Here is an 18,712-nt window from a genome sequence, read left to right as displayed (position 1 = left end):
TTCGATCCTTGGATCTGCACCCCATTAAAAACGCTGCAGTTTATTACAATGACTCAACTCTGATTTTATGTTGCAGGAGCTTTTCTTTGGTTTGTTGTGCTTGCGTTAATTTTTCACGTTCTTTAGCAATAATTTCCGCAGGTGCTTTATCCGTAAATTTAGGATTATTTAATTTACCTTCAGCAAGATTGATATCCTTCTCTAATTTGGCCAACTCTCTGGATAAACGAGTTAGTTCCGCTTCTTTATCAATTAAATCAGCCATGGGGATGAGTAATTCAATTTCTCCAAGCACAGCAGTAGCTGAAACGGGAATTTTTTCATCTGCCTCCAAATAATGGATCTGGCTTAATTTACTCAATGCCTTTAAGGTATGTTGATATTTTTCCACTCTGTCTTTAAGTATGGGTGTAATATTCCGAATATAAAGCGGAATAAGCTTAGCCGGCGAAATGGACATTTCACTCCGGATGGTGCGTATCGCTTGAATGGCTGCTTTTAACCATTCTAATTCCTCTTCAATGGTATCATTAATGAATTCAGGGTTTACTTGAGGATAAGCACTGATCATAATGCTTGAGCCGTTATCAATGGTTAACTTTGTAGTACGTTGCCAGATTTCTTCTGTAATGAATGGCATTAGAGGATGCAACATTTTGAGAATCTGATCGAGTACATGAATTAAAGTCTTACGAGTACCACGTTTCAAAGCACTCAATGCGTGCTCATCTTGTAGGATAGGTTTAGATAATTCAAGATACCAGTCACAGTATTCATGCCAGACAAATTCGTACATTGTGTTGGATAACAAGTCAAATCGATAGGTTTCGAAATAATGATGTACTTTACTGATGGTGTGTTGCAATCGTGATAAAATCCACTGGTCTGCTGGGGTATATTGAAATGCTCCGTCATCGAAATCTATTTGTTCTTCAGCAGTATTGAGCAATACATACCGTGCGGCATTCCATAATTTGTTACAAAAATTACGATAACCCTCAACTCGGCCTATATCAAAGCGTACGTTTCGGCCGGTGGATGCCAGAGAGCAATAAGTAAAACGAAGAGCATCTGTTCCATAGGAGCTAATTCCTTCAGGGAATTCTTTACGGGTGTTTTTTATGATGTTGTCCCGAACAGATTGCAGCATTAAATTAGAGGTTCGTTTTGCAATAAGCGAATCCAGATCAATTCCATCAACAATGTCTAGGGGATCAAGCACATTCCCTTTTGATTTAGACATTTTATGTCCTTCACTGTCTCGAATTAAGCCGGTAATAAAAACCTCTTTGAAAGGAATCTTGCCGGTAAATTTTAGCCCCATCATAATCATCCGAGCTACCCAGAAAAAAATAATATCAAAACCAGTAACCAGAACTGAGGTAGGGTAGAACTGTTCTAATTCGGGAGTACGTTCAGGCCAACCCAAAGTCGAAAAGGGCCAAAGTGCCGATGAAAACCAAGTATCTAAAACGTCTTCATCTTGCTTCAACACAGTTGAGTCTTTAATTTTATATTTAAAGCGAACATCATTTTCGCTGTATCCTACGTAGACATTGCCATTACTGTCATACCAGGCGGGTATTCGGTGTCCCCACCATAATTGGCGGCTAATACACCAATCCTCAATATTATCCATCCATTGAAAATAGGTTTTGTTCCAGTTTTCTGGAACAAAGCGAATTTCGCCATTTTTCACTGCAGCAATTGCGGGCTCAGCGAGAGGTTGAGTTTTGACGTACCATTGATCAGTTAGTAGGGGTTCTATAATGACATTTGATTTTTCACCACGAGGTACTTTTAATTTATGGGGTTCTGTTTTAACTAATAAACCCTCGGCATCCAGATCTTTAATGATTTGTTCTCGAGCCACAAACCGATCCATGCCTTGATATTTCAAAGGGGCATTTTTATTAATAGATGCTTTTTTAGTTAAGATGCTAATAACGGGGAGTTGATGACGTTTACCAACTTCATGATCATTAAAGTCATGAGCTGGGGTAATTTTAACGCAGCCACTGCCAAATTCCTTATCGACATATTCATCCGCGATAATTGGAATGGTTCGATCACAAAGTGGAAGATGTACCTCTTGTCCAATAAGATGTTTAAAACGCGAGTCTTCGGGGTGTATCGCAACTGCAGTATCCCCTAACATCGTTTCAGGTCGGGTGGTAGCAACAATAAGAGATTCAGTTGAGTTTACGACTGGGTAGCGGATGTGCCAGAGAAAACCATCTTCTTCTTCGGAAAGCACTTCGAGATCAGATACTGCTGTACCTAATTTAGGATCCCAATTCACTAAACGGGTTCCACGATAAATTAAACCTTCATCATAAAGTTGTACGAATACTTTTTGTACTGCGGCGGATAATCCTTCATCCATAGTAAATCGTTCACGACTCCAGTCTACTGAAGCACCCAAACGTCGCATTTGCTGGGTGATAGTATTTCCAGATTCATTCTTCCATTGCCAAACGCGTTCTAAAAACTGTTCGCGGGTAAGATCTTTTCTAGAGGTTCCAGCGGCCTCAAGTTGACGCTCAACAACGAGTTGGGTAGAAATACCCGCATGGTCAGTACCAGGTTGCCATAAAGTCTTATGGCCTAACATCCGATGATAGCGGGTTAATGCATCCATAATCGTATGCTGAAAACCATGCCCCATATGCAGACTGCCTGTGACATTGGGAGGAGGAAGCATGATACAATATTTTTTACCATCACCATGAGGTTGGAAATAGTGATGAGTTTCCCAATTTGTATAGCATGCTTTTTCAATTGCTTCAGGGGAATAGATTTTATCCATGATTAAACCTGTACTGATAAAAAGACGAAATGTTATCACAAAATCAACCATAAGTTGAGTTAATACGGTGAGCAATAATTTTCGATTGGAAATTTATAAGTGTAAGTTTGGAGCTTAGTTGAAGCGCAGCGAAACCCGGGATCAATTAGATCGAACTCCTTGGTTCACTGCGCATCACCCAGGCTAGACTTTGTTAGGGATGTTGATGATTATGAGAGGGCAATTGAACATCTGGAATTTTTGCTTCATCAAACTGGGGTTCAGATTTCTTGGAGCGATGATCTTCCGCGATGTAAGTATATAGGGTAGGGACTACAAACAGGGTGAACCCCGTTCCGATTAACAGACCTGTAGCGATAACCAGCCCTATATCAAAACGGCTTACTGCTCCGGCACCACTAGCAAACAAGAGAGGTAATACCCCAAATACCATAGCAGCAGTAGTCATGAGAATAGGTCTTAACCTAATTCCCGCAGCCTCTTCCACTGCTGCTCGTTTATCCAGATTTTTTTCGCGCTGTAAATGGTTCGCAAAATCAACGATCAAAATTCCATGTTTGGAGATCAATCCGATTAGAGTAATCAAACCAACCTGAGTGTAAATATTGAGACTTGCCTGACCCAAATTCAAGGGAATTAAAGCTCCGCAGATCGACATGGGTACGCTGATTAAAACAATGAGCGGATCACGAAAACTTTCATATTGAGCTGAAAGTACCAAAAAGATAATGATGATTGCAAAAACGAATGCAAAAAGTAAAGCGCTTCCTTCTTGAATAAATTGTCTTGATTCACCACCATAATCAAAAGAAAAGCCTTTAGGTAAAGTATCATTGGCCGCATCTTGTAAAAATGCGAGGCCTTCGCCTAAGGTTTTTCCAGGCATCATTACTGCTTGAATGGTCGCGGAATTCATTTGTTGGAAATGTGTTGCTGCATTAGGTGCAGTTTGTTCTTTGGCAGTGACTACCGTTGAAAGGGGTACCATGGTACCGTTTATGGTTTTCACATATATTTGCCCCAATTGCTCAGGAGTCATACGAAACGAGCGGTTTAATTGGGGTATTACCTGATAACTGCGGCCTTCTAAATTAAAATAATTCACATAACTGCCTGAAAAAGCACTGGTTAAGCTGCTTCCTACAGCCTGCATATCTAATCCCATTTCTGAAGCCTTAGAGCGATTAATATCCAATAGAATTTGCGGCTTATTGAATTTCAGTGAATTATCGATGTAAATAAATAAGCCACTTTTTTTGGCTTTTTCGGTAAGCTTATCGGAGACATCTAACAAGCTCTGAAAGTCATTTGTTGTTTTAATAACGAATTGCACTGGCGTACCTCCTCCGCCGCCTGGAAGGGGGGGAGGGACAATTGCAAAAGCATTTAAGCCTGCAATCTGTGATAATTTATCTTGCAATGGTTGTTTTAAAGCAAACTGGCTTTTACTACGTTGATTCCATGGTTTCAATACCATTCCTGAGATGGTTTGACTGCTGTTGTTCACGGTAAAATAATTTTCTGTTTCAGGGAAACTTTTATAAATATCATCAAATGGTTTGGTGAAGGCTTCTATATAATTAAGTGTCGCGTATTGAGGGATCATGGCCATGACAAAGAAGAAGCCCTGGTCTTCATCTGGGGCTGTTTCAGCGGAAGTATGGGTATAGAGATAAGGCAGCATAAGTATAACAATTGCCGCAAAAAACAACATAATTACCCGAGTGTACAGCAAACTGTGTAATGCATTTTGATATCTTACTTTTAGTTTATTGAAAAAAGTATCAAGAAAATTAACAAATTTGCCACTACTAATGTCTTTAGACAAAACCCTTGAACACATCATGGGAGAAAGAGTTAAGGCGATAACTCCGGAAATGATTACTGCACTCGCTAAAGTAAAGGCGAATTCTTTGAATAAAGCACCTGTTAACCCCCCCATGAAACCGATAGGTGCATAAACCGCTGCCAAGGTGATAGTCATTGCAATAACTGGAGTGGCAATTTCTCGAGCCCCAATCAAGGCAGCGTCAAAAGGAGTTTTTCCTTCTTCGATATGTCGATGGACGTTTTCTACGACCACAATGGCATCATCCACTACCAAACCAATGGCGAGTACAAAAGCGAGTAAGGTCAGCAAATTGATACTGTATCCTAAAATAAGCATCAAGGTACATACACCTATTAATGAAAGTGGAATGGTTACCACAGGAATCAGTACCGAACGGATGGAACCTAAGAATAAAAAAATCACTACGATAACAATCAAACCTGCTTCAATAATGGTATGGGTTACTTCATCCAAGGAGGCTCGAATAAATGCAGTTGCATCATAAACTATTGTTCCTGTTAAGGAGGGCGGAAATTCTCTGATAACCGAAGGAAGTATTTTTCTCACATCACTGATTACGGTCAGGGGGTTCGCAGTTGGAGTGGGAGTTATAGATATGAATACTGCTTTTTTGCCATTGAATGTTACTGAGGTGTCATAATCCTGTGAACCTAATTCAATGGTGCCAACATCACGTAAGCGAACTATGGATCCTTTATCACTTTTAACAATCAAATTACTAAATTGAGCTGTGTCATTAAGATCAGTTTTTGCAGTAATGCTGATCGCAACGTATTCACCTTTTGTATTTCCTGCTGCAGTTAGAAAATTATTTTTGGCAAGTACCATAGAGACATCTGAGGGAGAAACCCCTAATGCAGCCATTTTAACGGGATCAAGAAATATTCGCATGGAGTAGGTGGCACCGCCCAAAATCTCTGCTTTAGCTACACCATCTACTGTTTGCAATTGGGGTTGGACAACACGAGTGGCGTAATCAGTAATTTGCTGGGGTGTCATTTCCGTACTGTCTAAGCTGATATACATCAGTGCTGTTGAACTATCGGAAGTTTTCAATATAACAGGTTGTTGAGATTCTTTGGGCAATTGGTTTAATGTTTGTTGGACTTTACTCATCACATCAGTAAAAGCCACTTGCGGATCAAAGTTTAATTTAATATTGAGAGTGATGGTACTTAACCCTTGAGTACTGGAAGAGGTCATATAGTCAATTCCCTCTGCACTGGCTACAGCTTTTTCTAAAGGTGAAGTAATGAATCCGGCAATAAGATCTGCATCTGCACCAGGATATCCTGTCATAATGGTAATAACTGTATTGTCCATGCGGGGGTACTGACGAATTTGCATCTTATAGATTGAGTTGATACCAAAAAGCAGAATGAGCAAACTAATTACCATGGCAAGTACGGGCCGTTTGATAAAAAGATCGGTAAACTTCATAACGTGTTCCTGATTAAAATTTTTGTAATAGGTATGATATGCCTATATTAAAATTAACCTGGGTTTATTTGACCCAGGTTACTATGATTCAATTAATTTATTGTCCCAATATATCCGGATTACTGATTTCATTTAGTTTGACATCATTATTGATTACAACAGGCGTGCCATTTTGTAATTTTATTTCTCCGGCGCTTACGACCAATTGTCCTGGCTTAACTCCTTTTTTGATTACCGTATAATTTCCTCGTTGTTCTCCGGTTGAAACAAAAACACGTTTGACCGTGAGTAGGTCAGAACCATCTGCATTTTTCTTTCCTTCTGCATTTTTTTCAATGATGTACACTGCGTTACCGTAGAGACTGTATGATATAGCGGTTGAAGGAACAATCACGGTATTAGGCTCAGGCGGTTGGCTTATTTCAATTGAAGCAAACATACCCGGCACAAAGGTAAAACTATGAATTTTATTTTTGCTATTTAGATCAGAATTGCACGTAACAATTCGTTTATTGCCCATGGATTCTTTTCGGGTTTCGACTAAAGGAGAGTGTTCAGGATCTTTAACTGCTGCGGTAGGGCAATTAGCAAGGGTACCTTGTACTAACATATTGTGTGTGTTGAGATCCACTTTAGAGTTTATTGCAGTAACTTTGGCCTCAAAAAGAGCATTAGGAAATCCTTCTACGGAAAACGTAATAGTTTGGTTAGGTTGAATACGTTTATACATTTGTTCGGGGAGATAAAACTCCAAATACAAGGGGTCAAGTGATTGTAAGGAAACAATTGTAGTTTGTCCCGGGCTGATAAATTGGCCTAGGTTTACTTGTCGTATACCTAATTTACCCGCAAAGGGTGCGGTAATGTGCTTTTGCTTAATCTGTGCTTGCGTTTGATCAAGTTTTGCTTGGGCTTGATCGAGATTTGCTTTAGCTTCATCAACACTGGAAATAGGAGCTGCACCACGTTTGAACAAGTCATATTGACGTTTATAACTGAGCGTTTTCAGGGTTAATTCTGCTTGATTAAATTTTAATAACGCTTGATCCACACTATCATCAATAGTAATTAAGGGGGCATCTTTATCAACATATTGTCCTGATTCAAAATCAATTTTTACCACATTTCCTGAAGCTTGGGCGCTTACATCGACTCCGTTAAATGCAACAAAATTGCCTACGGCATTAATGGTTGGCTGCCAGTTTACTGACTTGGCAACAGCTGAGGCGACAGAAACAGCAGGTGGTTGGTAGCTTGCAAAAAAACGCTTAATCAAAATTGATTTGATCAGGTTAAAAGCAATGATCCCACCGAAAACAATCACTAAGGCGACTCCCATTATGATCATTCGCTTTTTCATTAATACTCCCCTAAATGCTTAAAAAAAACGATAATTTTGAAACCCGCCAACTATACCATGAAAGATGAATATTATTACCCTATATTGTGCTTATAAGTTTCAATTTTATTTATTTCATGGTTATAAAAATATCCTATTGACTAAATACAACACTTTGCTACTATGCTGCTTTCATTAAACGAAGGAGAAACCATGAAGTTGAAGTCCTTGTTATTTGCTCTTTGTTTTAGCTTGATCGGTCAAGCTTTGGCTGCAAACGCACATTTGCACCCTAAAGCTACTGAAGCTGACAAAAATAAACCTGCTGGTAAATCAATGATGTATCCAGGTTATTGTGAAATTGAAATCATCAATAACAGTGTTGATAATGTTCGCGTCTACGGTTCTTTTGATGATGGTGCTCCTTTAGATCCATTCACCATATTTTACTATGATGCACCTCATTACATTAGCTTGTACTACTACGGTTACTGCCATTCTGGTATGAACCTGTTGATCCAATCTCCTTATGGTACTATTTACTCCGGTTGGACTAATGTAAATAGCACTGTACGTATCGTTAATTACCTGAACAAAGGTATTAAAGGCGATAAAGTTGAGATTACAGCAAAAAAATAAGTATTTCTAAAATAAGCTAGCTTATTTGACGATAGGGAAGTTGCATGCAATGCACCTTCCCTTTTTTATTTGTGTTTCAGGAGTTGTTCATGAAGCGTTTAATCCCTTGCCTTTTGTTAGTACCTTTTTTGACTTCGTGTGAAATGACCCAGCCTGAATATTATGATGCGGGTTATTATCACACCGTTCCTCCCCGGGCTGAAATCTATGGTTTCGATGAGCATCCACAGGACTACCGGCCTCGTCTTCCTTACCATCGCGGTCAAAAAATAAATGCCACACCGAGTCAGAATAAAGTGCACGGCCATCACCAACAAGCTCACAAACAAATTCCGAATCCAAAACAAGTTGTTGTGAACAATTCAAATAAGAGCACTGTTCATGGACATGAGAAGAAAAATCAGGTGGTGAAACATCACCCATCAGAATCGGGATCCAAGGTTGTAGTTACTGAATAATGGAACAATTTTAGGAAGGGAATCTATGTTTGCGCAACCTGGGTATGCTTGGTCCCAGCCCAGGAAATGCGTTTTTTTAAATCAAAATTACAGCATGATTTCCAATTTATATTCACGATTCGTATCCCGGTAAATTTTGTGGTAGTCTTAGGAGGTTTTTCCTTTAGGGGTTTTGAGGATGCGTAACTTACTTAAAATACTGTTTGTAGGACTTTTATCTATACTTATCATAGCATGTGTTGCTTCTCCTGGAAGTGAGAGTACGGGAGAGTTTTTGGATAGTTCGACTACCACTACTAAAGTGAAAGCAACATTAGTAAATCATTTAGGACGTACGGGTTTAGCCGTGCAAGTTAAAACCTTTAAAGATGAAGTGCAGCTCAGTGGTTTTGTTGCTACTCCAAGATTGAAGCAAAGAGCAGGGATTATTGCTGCGAGCGTGGATGGTGTTAGAAAGGTACGTAATGACATCATCGTTAGACCTTAACCATTTTCCCAAGGATTACTCATGTTTGACCGAAGCTATACTATAAAACATTTTGATGATGAATTATTCCAGGCTATTGTTGATGAGCAACGCCGACAAGAAGAGCATGTAGAGCTTATTGCGTCGGAAAACTATGTGAGTCCCCGAGTACTGGAGGCTCAAGGTTCTGTGTTAACTAATAAATATGCTGAGGGATATCCGGGCAAACGTTATTATGGCGGATGTGAGTATGTCGATGTGGCTGAAGAGCTAGCAATAGCCCGCGCTAAAAAACTTTTTTCAGCGGATTATGTTAATGTTCAACCTCATTCTGGATCCCAGGCTAATGCGGCAGTAATGATGGCTCTATTAGCTCCTGGCGATGTTGTTTTAGGTATGGCATTACCGCATGGTGGTCATTTAACGCATGGTTCCAAAGTCAATTTTTCGGGTAAGCTTTATGAAGCAATTCCTTATGGGGTGGATGCGAATACTGGTTTAATCGATTATGATGTATTAGAGAGTTTAGCCCTCGAACATAAACCTAAATTAATCATTGCGGGATTTTCAGCTTACTCTCGCGTTCTTGATTGGGCACGGTTCAGAACTATAGCGGATAAGGTCGGGGCTTTCTTAATGGCCGACATTGCTCATGTGGCTGGATTGATTGCTGTAGGTCTTTATCCCTCACCTGTTCCTTATGCTGATGTAGTAACCACCACAACTCATAAAACACTCAGAGGACCAAGAGGTGGGATGATTTTATGTCGTGCAAATGAGGAAATCGAGAAAAAATTAAATTCATCCGTTTTCCCTGGCAATCAAGGTGGACCCTTAATGCACGTGATTGCTGCCAAAGCGGTTTCCTTTGCTGAGGCCTTGCTGCCTGAATTTAAAACTTATCAACAACAAGTATTAGTGAATGCTAAGACTATGGCCTCAGTACTTATGAGTCGCGGCTATAAAATTGTTTCAGGGGGCACTGATAATCATTTAATGTTAGTTGATTTAATTGATAAAAATATTACCGGTAAAGATGCTGATTCAGCTTTAGATAAAGCAAATATTACCGTGAACAAAAACACAGTGCCTAATGATCCTCGCTCTCCTTTTGTAACGAGTGGCTTACGTTTGGGAACTCCAGCAGTTACAACAAGAGGATTTAAAGAAAAAGAAATAACGCTATTGTCTAATTGGATAGCGGATATTCTTGATGATATTAACAATGAAGCGACCATAGCAAAAGTTAAAGAACAAATATTGCTTTTGTGTCGTGAGTTTCCGGTTTATGGATAATTATGTTTTGCCCTTTTTGCCACGCAGAAGAAACTAAAGTAGTGGACTCGCGCTTGGTCGCTGAAGGCGCCCAAGTGCGTAGAAGACGAGAGTGTCTTGTATGTCACGAACGGTTTACTACGTTTGAAACAGCTGAATTAATCATGCCGTTAATTGTTAAACGTGATGGCAGGCGTGAGCCCTTTAATATTGATAATTTACGTTCCGGCATGTTGCGCGCTTTGGAAAAAAGGCCCGTCAGTGTTGATGCCTTAGAAGCATCAATTATTGCGATTACACAGGAAATTCGCCGTCGAGGAGAGCGAGAAATTGACTCCCAGATTATTGGTGAATTGGTCATGAAGGAATTATATAGTTTGGATCATGTAGCTTACGTTCGTTTTGCGTCGGTGTATAAGCGCTTTAAAGATGTAAGTGACTTCAGACAAACAATAGACCAGATGAATAAAGACTAGGGTAGTTAAAAGTATTACTTGTTTGGGGCACTCAGGCTCCAAAAAGGGTAAATTTTTTAATACTCAGTATTCGCTATTTTTATGCTCTCTCAATAAAATTAAAAGAGAGGTTTTATAGATGTTACTAAGAATTCATGAGGTTAAGGTGGAAAAGCAGTCAATTAGCGGTAAAAGAAAAGCCAGAAAATTAGCACTTCAGGCTCTTTATCAATGGTTAATGTCTGGAAGTGATTTAAATGAAATCGAAGCACAATTTCGAATCGTTAACAATATGGATAAAGTGGACGTAGAATACTTTTGCCGTATTTTACATGGCGTTCCAGCTCATGTTGAAACCTTGGAAGCAAGTATTACTCCTTTTCTTGACAGAGATATTACCGGCTTAAATCCAATTGAATTGACTGTATTGCGCATTGGTTCTTTTGAACTATTACATTGTCCTGAGATTCCATACAAAGTCGTTCTTGATGAATCAATATCGCTGACGAAAGAATTTGGATCTCAGGATGGACATCGTTATGTTAACGGTGTATTAAATAGTTTGGCACAACAGGTACGTTCTGTCGAAATCAGTCATAACTATGGATGAGTTCACCCTTATTGAGCATTTTTTTAAACCACTAGATTATGAGCGTGATGATGTATTATTAGGTATTGGTGATGATGCTGCTTGTGTGCGTCTTTCTCAGGAAATGGATTTACTTGTGAGCACAGATACGCTTGTGTCAGGAGTACATTTTCTCCCTCAATGGAATGCCTATGATATTGCATGCAGGTCAGTCATGGTCAATGTGAGCGATATGGCCGCTATGGCGGCAACCCCTTGTTGGATTACTCTTGCTCTAACCTTACCTGAATTCAATGAACAATGGCTCAATTTATTTACGCAAGGGCTAAAGGACTCCTTAAACCGATTTAATATGACTTTAATAGGTGGCGATACCACACAAGGTCCTTTATCGATAACGCTTACTGTTTTTGGAACCACGCCCAAAGGAAAAGCAATATCACGGAAGGGAGCAAAACCTGGGGACATTATCTTCGTTTCAGGTGAATTGGGTGCTGCTGCTTTAGCTGTAAAATTTCTTGAAAATCAGCATCTATCAAAGCAAGATAAAGGTGAATTAATGAAAAAATTAATCCACCCTAAACCTCGAGTGGATTTAATTGAGTTTTTACGATCTTATGCAACTGCAGTTATAGATATTTCGGATGGGCTTAGTGCGGATTTAAGCCATGTCTGTGTCGCGAGTGGTGTTGGTGCATGCCTCAATAAAGATGCAATTCCAATACATCCCTTGCTTAATAAATATTGGAAGGATAATGCAGTTGAAATGGCATTGACTGGCGGTGATGATTATGAATTATGTTTTACCGTACCCGAACATCACTTAGCTTTATTGATAAATGATTTGAAGAACGCTAATTTGCATTGTTACCCCATTGGAGTAGTTGAGGAGAACCCAGGTTTAAAAATGAAAGATGCAAATCATCAATACCATGAGTTAAAACCAAAAGGATACTCACATTTTTAGCCAAAGGATATGAATAGAGCATCGTGGAGTGGCTAGTGTAAGTTATTGTATTTTGATCCAACTTTTTAAGATTAGCTAAGTAAGAGAAGAAGAAATGAAACAAATAAATTTAGCAAAAAGTGTTTTTCAGGATCCTATATATTTTATTGCCTTCGGGTTTGGTAGTGGTTTAATGCCAACTGCTCCGGGTACATGGGGCACATTAGCTGCAATACCGGTGTATTTATTGCTTATGGGTACTCATTGGGTAGTTTATCTTTTATGTACCTTCTTTGCTTTTTTATTGGGAGTATGGGTAAGTGAAAAGATTACTCAGGATTTGGGGGTACACGATTATAAAGGGATTGTTTGGGATGAGGTTGTAGGTTATTTATTAACTATGTTCATGGCACCCCACGGGGTCAAATGGATGATCTGTGGTTTTATTTTGTTTCGAATTTTTGATATTTGGAAACCCCAACCTATTGATTATATTGATCAGAAAGTACGTGGTGGTTTTGGTATTATGCTGGATGATGTATTAGCTGCGGTGCCTGCCTGGATATTGATGCAAATTTTAGCGTGGAGTTTTGCTTAATGAATGAGAACCATAAAGAACTCATTAGTATGGGTTTAACTATTGGGATTGTAGTCCTTAGTTTATTTATTATTCATCGTTTTATTCCATCATTAATATGGGCATCTATAATCGTTATTGCTACTTACCCCTTGTACGAAAAATGGTGTAAGTTTTTTGGAAATAAAAATAATTTATCCGCGTTACTTTTTACTACTTTAATCGGTTTGTTGTTTTTACTTCCTTTAAGCTGGTTATTGGGGTTGTTAATCAAGGAATTACAAATATTCATTAATTTCCTGCAAGATATAAATCACCAAGGTGGTGCGGCCCCTGGCTTTTTAAGAGACTTTCCATTTTGGGGGACTGAATTAGTTGCATATTGGGATGAACATATTGGTAAACCAGGGATGATTAAGAGTTTATTGTCTAATGTTCATTTATCGCTTACACCAACTAGCTATTATGTAAAACAAATAGGGGCAAGTTTAGCGCATCGGAGCGTCCAAGTAGGCTTTACGCTGTTAAGTTTGTTTTTCTTTTATCGTGATGGAGACCAATTATTATCTCAAATTTACCAAGTCGGAGAATATTGCTTGGGGAAAAGATGGTTTCGTTACGCAGATAGACTACCCAGAGCACTTAGGGCTACGGTTAATGGTACGATAGTAGTGGGCCTTGGAGTAGGTATTTTAATGGGAGTTTGCTATGGTTTGGTTGGTTTCCCAGCACCTACCTTAGTGGGATTTATCACTGCACTCGCAGCAATGATCCCCTTTGTTGTTCCAATAGTATTTATTACGGTAGCAATGGTTCTTTTTTCCTTTGGCAGTATGATTGGTGCAATTGTAGTTTTGGTTTGGGGCACCCTTGTGATGTTTGTTGCAGATCATTTTGTTAAACCTGTTTTAATCGGTGGTGCAATTGAGCTGCCTTTTTTAGCGGTATTGTTTGGAATTTTAGGCGGGGTGGAAACTTTAGGGCTTCTTGGTTTATTCGTAGGTCCTTTGGTTATGGTATTGTTCATGACTTTATGGCAGGAACCACAAATTCTAAATCCTAAAACACCCCTCCAGTATTAAAAAAAGTAAGGGTTAAGGTGAGTTGTTTACGACCCGTCGCCTTAGATGGTATACGACGAGGGGTCTTGATTTCAAAGAGGATATAATGTCTCATATTTACTAATCTATCCCCTATTTTTTTTAAGATACTTTACTTATAAGTACATTGGTCAAAGCGATAAACGATACCTACATTACCCATCTGAACTTGTAGAGTTCTACCAAAATCGTCGTTACTGGCTGTTGCTAAATAACGATAGGAAGCATTTAATGCCCAGTTCTCTGCAAAATTATAAGTTAGCCCCGCAGTCCCCTGATATGCAAAAGCTCCTTCCGTGACGCCAAAGGAGTATGCACCAAAGGGGCCTGTACTATCCAAAGAAGTCTCAATATAAGCATATCCGATACCCACTCCTAGGAACGGAGAAATTGTGGGTAAGATAACATCAGCAAAATCATAATAAATATTTGCCATACCAACATTGGCATTGGTATTCCCTGATACTCCAGTTTGAGCAATGAAGTCAACATCAAAGTCTTGGGTATTCGCTTGTAAGTAGGTGTACTCTAATTCATAACGAATTGGATTACTTTGATAACCTAAACGTAGTCCAGCATTAAAACCACTTTCATAATCTACGTTATCAAATAGAAATCCCAAATGGTGTTTTGATACATTTCCAGAGATGTGGGTATATCCACCAAATACGCTGGAATACCATCCATTCACTGGTACTGCAGCTACAGCAATACTACTTGATAATAAAGTAGCTGAAAAAAATGCAAATTTCATAACATCCCTTTGTTATTATTTTTTTTTGTCGAATCATGTTAACGTGTTACTTTAAATTTGCAAGTATTAGACACGCATATTTTTTTTGAAAAACGAATGATGGATGTGCTTTTTTAATTATATAAGTGTGCTAAATTTCGGTAAAATTTATTAGCAATATTCTGGTTGCCTGAGATTACCTACTGTAAATTTAAGAGTGAAACTCTTTTTGGCAAAAATTGGAACAAAGTCTATACTTCTAACTGGTATTTCTTATTTAAGAGTTCTTCGTAAGTAGATGCCAATGCCAACAAAGCTTAAACCAATGCTCATGATATTCAGTAGAGCAACGGGTTTTAGAGAATTCAATTTTATCTTTTTGAAAATGCAAGTCTAGGCCATCAGCTAATGGAGTGGGTTAAAAACGAACAATTTTTATAACTTAGTGCGATGTAGAAAAATTAACATGACTATACGTATGCGAGCAATTTAGCATAATAATTTTCTACTTGTATAAAATTAACATTAATGTAATCATGAATTTTGCATCATGAAAAGGAGTTTCAAAAATGCCAAAAAAAAAATCATTGAAAATACCCAAAGAATTTGTGGAACAAGTGGTAGGGATCATTGCAAATGAGTCCGAAGCAGGACGCCAAAAAATAGTCGCTATTGCTCGAAGAGCAGAAAAAAATTATCAACGCCCGGTACAATCATGGGTAACAGGCTGGTTTTATCAGCACACCAGAACTCGTGGTGAAAAAATAGAACAATCCATTAATGTCATGAAAGACTTTCCAGATGCTTATACTCGATTGCTGGAATTAAAGCTCATGATTAGTGAAGGTGAATGGAATGTAAACAGCTCCTATAACTATTTTCTCTTTCTTGAATTAATCGATGCCGTGCCGGACTATCAACCCGTTGAAGACAGCCAACTTCCTAAATTTATAATGGAACTTAAAGACGAAGTATTAGCTGAAATTAATATCTTTATGAACCAATATAAGCTCTCATTGGAAGAGAAAAATAGATTAAATGAAGAACGTGAAGCGATAACTCTATCATCAATTCAATTAGTTAAAGATGTACTGGTCTTTAATAATCTTTCTACTGCAAAAGAGCAATCGGTACAACAAAACAAGATTGTTTTTACTCTAAGTTATAAAAATTCACAATGGCATCTTTCTTTGGTTGATTCCTCCGGAGAGGTTTATCCTCTAACTCCAGGTGAAGAATTGGCTCAGAAGCTGGCCACCCTTGAAAATCGGGACATAGAAAAATTAAACCCTGTGCATTTAAAACAAGTTAAACGAGAGTGCCTTGCAGCAAGAAAAGAATACCTTGCTAAAGTTCATTTACTCATTAATCCCCAAAATACCAAAACGAAGCTTGAATTAACTAATGAAGATCTTAAAGAGCAAGGCATTACTTCAACATTCGTTTTACGACGTACTGAAAAAGAAGAGGTAAGCCTTTGGTGGATAAATAGTCTAGGAAATGCAAGTAAAATTTCATTATCTGATCATCCTAAGCTGGATTTCTGGTTAAGTAACCAGAAGGGAGAATTTAAAGAGGCAGATGTTTTGCAGCTTAAAGCCTATTTGTTGCAATTGAATACTAATAAATCAATTTCTTCTGAAAAAATGGTTGAAATGAATAATATGATTTCTCAAGTATTGCAAAATAAAAGTAAGCTAAAACAACAAGAACCTTCCAGTCAAGGCAAGATCAATATAAAGGAATTTGCTCTGCTCGAAAAACATATGAAGGCTCGAATTGAAAAAGAGTCAACCATAAAACCTAATTTATCTAAGGAAGAAGTTGTAGAGGAAGTCGCTAAAGAGACGCCTGCAGAAAACACGTCAAAAAAGTTAGACGATAGTAGGTATAAAGCACTTTCAAAGCTACCAAATTTTTGGCAACAACGAAAAATTGCTGCGGAACAAGCGACCATGGAAGAATCAAAAACTTTAACAAATGGTTAATTTTTGTGTCCTAGTCGATTATAAAGAAATTAGTTTTGTAACCTGGGTGAAGGCGTGAGACGTAGCCCAACCCAGGAATTTGTCATTAAAAACTGGATAAATTATTCCCAAACCACTTCATTCTGCGGAGTTTACGACAAAGAATCTTCTTAATTTAGCGTTATATGCACTTACAGGAAATCTCCCACTGTGCGTTTCGGTTGACATCGAGAGGCACGTTTAAAACCCATTCGTAATTGGATAACGCCAGTCCTTTCCAAAAGCAGTGGGACTTATTTTAATTCCAGGTGCCGATTGACGGCGTTTATATTCATTGCGTTTGATCAAATGAATCACTTTGTTTACTGTTTCTGCAGAATACCCTTGTTGAATGATTTCTGTAGGTGATAAGTACTGTTCCATGTAAGAAACGATGATTGCATCTAATATCTCATAGTCAGGCAAACTGTCCTGATCGGTCTGATCCGCTCTTAATTCAGCGGACGGGGGTCGGGTTATCACGCGTTCAGGAATGATTTCAGAAAGACTATTCCGGTATTGGGCAAGTGCATAAACTTGAGTTTTAAGTACATCTTTAAGTACCGCAAACCCACCGGCCATGTCTCCGTATAATGTAGCGTAACCTACAGCGGATTCACTTTTATTCGAGGTTGTGAGTACCATTTTCCCCATTTTATTAGACAATGCCATAATTAGCAGACCCCGAATACGAGCTTGAATATTTTCTTCGGTTGTATCAGGGGCTAGTCCTGTAAATACTGGTTCAAGTGTGGTTAGCAGTGCATTAAAAGCGGGTTCAATTGATAATAGGGAATGGGATACATTCAATTTTTTTATTTGAGCTAATGCATCTTCATTACTCATTTGCGCGGTATAACGCGAAGGCATAAGTACGGCATGAACTCGCTCGGCTCCTAACGCATCAACTGCTATAGTCAATGTTAGTGCCGAATCGATTCCTCCTGAGAGTCCGACTAGAACTCCGGGGAAATGATTCTTATTGACATAATCACGTGTACCACAAACTAAGGCGTCATAGATTAAGGGCTCAAACTCAAGAAGAGGAGCCACTGCCCCTGTAATGTGGTTTCCTTGGATCTCAACGGTACACAAATCTTCTTTAAATGCGGGGGCTCGTGCACAAACTGTTCCTTTGGTGTCGATTGCTAAGGATTGGCCATCAAATAATAGTTCATCCTGGCCGCCAATTTGGTTCACATAGATTATGGATATCCCCCGCTGTGCATAAAATCTTAAAAGCGATTCTCTTTTGTGATATTTGCCGCAATCAAATGGGGATGCATTTAAAATGAGTAAAACCGAAATTCCATTTTCTATCAAATCTTCAGTAGGGCCTGGATACCAAAAATCTTCACAAATCATTACTCCTACTTTGTATTGATTTATATCTAGAATACATGGATTTCTTTTTCCTGGGGTAAAATAACGTGCTTCATCAAAAATTTCATAATTAGGTAAATTTTGTTTATGATACTCGCTTATTTTTTGTCCATTATGAAAAATACTCACACTATTGTAGAGTTGTTGTTGGTTACGCGAAGGATGACCTACTAACACATAGCAATCTTTAGTTGCAGCTTGTATTTGTGTTAAATGCTCATCAACTGCTTGTTGAAATTCCTTACGAAATAGTAAATCTTCGGGAGGGTAACCCGTTAAGGCCAGTTCAGGAAAAAGAATGACATCGTGAGTTTTTTGTTTACTTTTTATAATCTCTATAATTTTATCCCTGTTCGACGTCAAGGCGCCTACTGTGGGATTGATTTGTGCCATAAGTACACTAAGCTGATTCTGCATTATATATACTCTAAAAAGACCCAAGATTCGAAAAGTAGGATTTGCTGACAAAACGCTACTCACTCTTGGTCATTACGGATGAGATTTAACACGCTACGATATCACATAGTTTGTGCATTTCGGGTGTTCTAAAAGCTCCTCATTTTGTCTTAATCCAGCGAATTGTCAACAGACCCTTATTCAAAAAAATCTTAGATTTGAAGATAAAATTGTTAATTAATTTAAAAA

At 38.5% G+C, this 18,712-nt stretch carries 15 protein-coding genes; 10 read left to right on the top strand and 5 right to left on the bottom strand.

Features of this window, described 5'->3' with window-relative positions; translation table 11 throughout:
• Positions 1–43: 43 nt before the first annotated feature.
• The 3 genes from ACWTE2_RS27010 to ACWTE2_RS27000 form a co-directional block, all read right to left on the bottom strand.
• Positions 44–2,809 carry a valine--tRNA ligase gene (locus ACWTE2_RS27010; RefSeq protein ID WP_454785190.1) on the bottom strand — a complete coding sequence of 922 codons (2,766 nt, stop codon included), beginning with the start codon at positions 2,807–2,809 and terminating at the stop codon, positions 44–46.
• 193 nt (positions 2,810–3,002) lie between these two features.
• On the bottom strand, positions 3,003–6,101 hold the full coding sequence (locus ACWTE2_RS27005; RefSeq protein ID WP_454785189.1) for an efflux RND transporter permease subunit: 3,099 nt from the start codon (positions 6,099–6,101) through the stop codon (positions 3,003–3,005).
• A gap of 97 nt (positions 6,102–6,198) precedes the next feature.
• A complete protein-coding gene (locus ACWTE2_RS27000) occupies positions 6,199–7,461 on the bottom strand; it encodes an efflux RND transporter periplasmic adaptor subunit (protein ID WP_454785188.1) in 1,263 nt (420 codons plus the stop codon).
• Between the two features lie 192 nt (positions 7,462–7,653).
• On the opposite strand from ACWTE2_RS27000, the gene ACWTE2_RS26995 reads away from it, so the two are divergent.
• The 9 genes from ACWTE2_RS26995 (at position 7,654) to ACWTE2_RS26955 (ending at position 13,927) form a co-directional block, all read left to right on the top strand.
• Entirely contained in the window at positions 7,654–8,079 is a 426-nt protein-coding gene (locus ACWTE2_RS26995; protein ID WP_182392927.1) for a hypothetical protein, read from the top strand.
• 89 nt (positions 8,080–8,168) lie between these two features.
• Entirely contained in the window at positions 8,169–8,537 is a 369-nt protein-coding gene (locus tag ACWTE2_RS26990) for a hypothetical protein (protein WP_454785187.1), read from the top strand.
• A 178-nt stretch (positions 8,538–8,715) separates the two neighbouring features.
• On the top strand, positions 8,716–9,024 hold the full coding sequence (locus ACWTE2_RS26985) for a BON domain-containing protein (protein WP_182392928.1): 309 nt from the start codon (positions 8,716–8,718) through the stop codon (positions 9,022–9,024).
• 21 nt (positions 9,025–9,045) lie between these two features.
• Positions 9,046–10,299 (top strand): serine hydroxymethyltransferase, encoded by a 1,254-nt coding sequence (gene glyA / locus ACWTE2_RS26980; RefSeq protein WP_454785186.1) that lies wholly within the window; start codon positions 9,046–9,048, stop codon positions 10,297–10,299.
• Positions 10,300–10,301: 2 nt separating this feature from the next.
• Positions 10,302–10,754: a transcriptional regulator NrdR gene (gene nrdR / locus ACWTE2_RS26975; protein ID WP_058468406.1), complete on the top strand. Its 453-nt coding sequence runs from the start codon at positions 10,302–10,304 to the stop codon at positions 10,752–10,754.
• Between the two features lie 145 nt (positions 10,755–10,899).
• Complete coding sequence (gene nusB / locus ACWTE2_RS26970) at positions 10,900–11,343, top strand: transcription antitermination factor NusB (protein WP_182393611.1); 444 nt, start codon at positions 10,900–10,902, stop codon at positions 11,341–11,343.
• Entirely contained in the window at positions 11,336–12,289 is a 954-nt protein-coding gene (thiL, locus tag ACWTE2_RS26965) for a thiamine-phosphate kinase (RefSeq protein WP_454785185.1), read from the top strand. Before nusB ends, thiL begins: the two co-directional genes overlap by 8 nt.
• A gap of 94 nt (positions 12,290–12,383) precedes the next feature.
• Positions 12,384–12,866 carry a phosphatidylglycerophosphatase A family protein gene (locus ACWTE2_RS26960; RefSeq protein WP_454785184.1) on the top strand — a complete coding sequence of 161 codons (483 nt, stop codon included), beginning with the start codon at positions 12,384–12,386 and terminating at the stop codon, positions 12,864–12,866.
• Positions 12,866–13,927 (top strand): AI-2E family transporter, encoded by a 1,062-nt coding sequence (locus ACWTE2_RS26955; protein WP_182392932.1) that lies wholly within the window; start codon positions 12,866–12,868, stop codon positions 13,925–13,927. Before ACWTE2_RS26960 ends, ACWTE2_RS26955 begins: the two co-directional genes overlap by 1 nt.
• A gap of 130 nt (positions 13,928–14,057) precedes the next feature.
• Here the strand turns inward: ACWTE2_RS26955 and ACWTE2_RS26950 are convergent, their stop codons facing one another.
• On the bottom strand, positions 14,058–14,699 hold the full coding sequence (locus tag ACWTE2_RS26950) for an outer membrane protein (RefSeq protein ID WP_454785183.1): 642 nt from the start codon (positions 14,697–14,699) through the stop codon (positions 14,058–14,060).
• Between the two features lie 548 nt (positions 14,700–15,247).
• Between ACWTE2_RS26950 and ACWTE2_RS26945 the strand changes: the two genes are divergently transcribed.
• Entirely contained in the window at positions 15,248–16,666 is a 1,419-nt protein-coding gene (locus tag ACWTE2_RS26945) for a hypothetical protein (RefSeq protein ID WP_454785182.1), read from the top strand.
• A 219-nt stretch (positions 16,667–16,885) separates the two neighbouring features.
• Here ACWTE2_RS26945 and ACWTE2_RS26940 read toward each other — a convergent pair whose 3' ends face one another.
• Positions 16,886–18,484, bottom strand: a complete 1,599-nt coding sequence (locus ACWTE2_RS26940; protein WP_454785181.1) for an NAD+ synthase — start codon at positions 18,482–18,484, stop codon at positions 16,886–16,888.
• Positions 18,485–18,712: the final 228 nt, after the last annotated feature.

The sequence above is a fragment of the Legionella nigrisilvae genome, from assembly GCF_977063395.2.
This window is presented reverse-complemented; position numbering and strand designations above follow the sequence as displayed.

Excerpts from the sequence above, each read along its gene's own strand:
- ACWTE2_RS27010 (WP_454785190.1), bottom strand. The coding sequence starts at position 2,809 with ATGGATAAAATCTATTCCCCTGAAGCAATTGAAAAAGCATGCTATACA.
- ACWTE2_RS27005 (WP_454785189.1), bottom strand. The coding sequence starts at position 6,101 with ATGAAGTTTACCGATCTTTTTATCAAACGGCCCGTACTTGCCATGGTA.
- ACWTE2_RS27000 (WP_454785188.1), bottom strand. The coding sequence starts at position 7,461 with ATGAAAAAGCGAATGATCATAATGGGAGTCGCCTTAGTGATTGTTTTC.
- ACWTE2_RS26995 (WP_182392927.1), top strand. The coding sequence starts at position 7,654 with ATGAAGTTGAAGTCCTTGTTATTTGCTCTTTGTTTTAGCTTGATCGGT.
- ACWTE2_RS26990 (WP_454785187.1), top strand. The coding sequence starts at position 8,169 with ATGAAGCGTTTAATCCCTTGCCTTTTGTTAGTACCTTTTTTGACTTCG.
- ACWTE2_RS26985 (WP_182392928.1), top strand. The coding sequence starts at position 8,716 with ATGCGTAACTTACTTAAAATACTGTTTGTAGGACTTTTATCTATACTT.
- glyA (WP_454785186.1), top strand. The coding sequence starts at position 9,046 with ATGTTTGACCGAAGCTATACTATAAAACATTTTGATGATGAATTATTC.
- nrdR (WP_058468406.1), top strand. The coding sequence starts at position 10,302 with ATGTTTTGCCCTTTTTGCCACGCAGAAGAAACTAAAGTAGTGGACTCG.
- thiL (WP_454785185.1), top strand. The coding sequence starts at position 11,336 with ATGGATGAGTTCACCCTTATTGAGCATTTTTTTAAACCACTAGATTAT.
- ACWTE2_RS26960 (WP_454785184.1), top strand. The coding sequence starts at position 12,384 with ATGAAACAAATAAATTTAGCAAAAAGTGTTTTTCAGGATCCTATATAT.
- ACWTE2_RS26955 (WP_182392932.1), top strand. The coding sequence starts at position 12,866 with ATGAATGAGAACCATAAAGAACTCATTAGTATGGGTTTAACTATTGGG.
- ACWTE2_RS26950 (WP_454785183.1), bottom strand. The coding sequence starts at position 14,699 with ATGAAATTTGCATTTTTTTCAGCTACTTTATTATCAAGTAGTATTGCT.
- ACWTE2_RS26945 (WP_454785182.1), top strand. The coding sequence starts at position 15,248 with ATGCCAAAAAAAAAATCATTGAAAATACCCAAAGAATTTGTGGAACAA.
- ACWTE2_RS26940 (WP_454785181.1), bottom strand. The coding sequence starts at position 18,484 with ATGCAGAATCAGCTTAGTGTACTTATGGCACAAATCAATCCCACAGTA.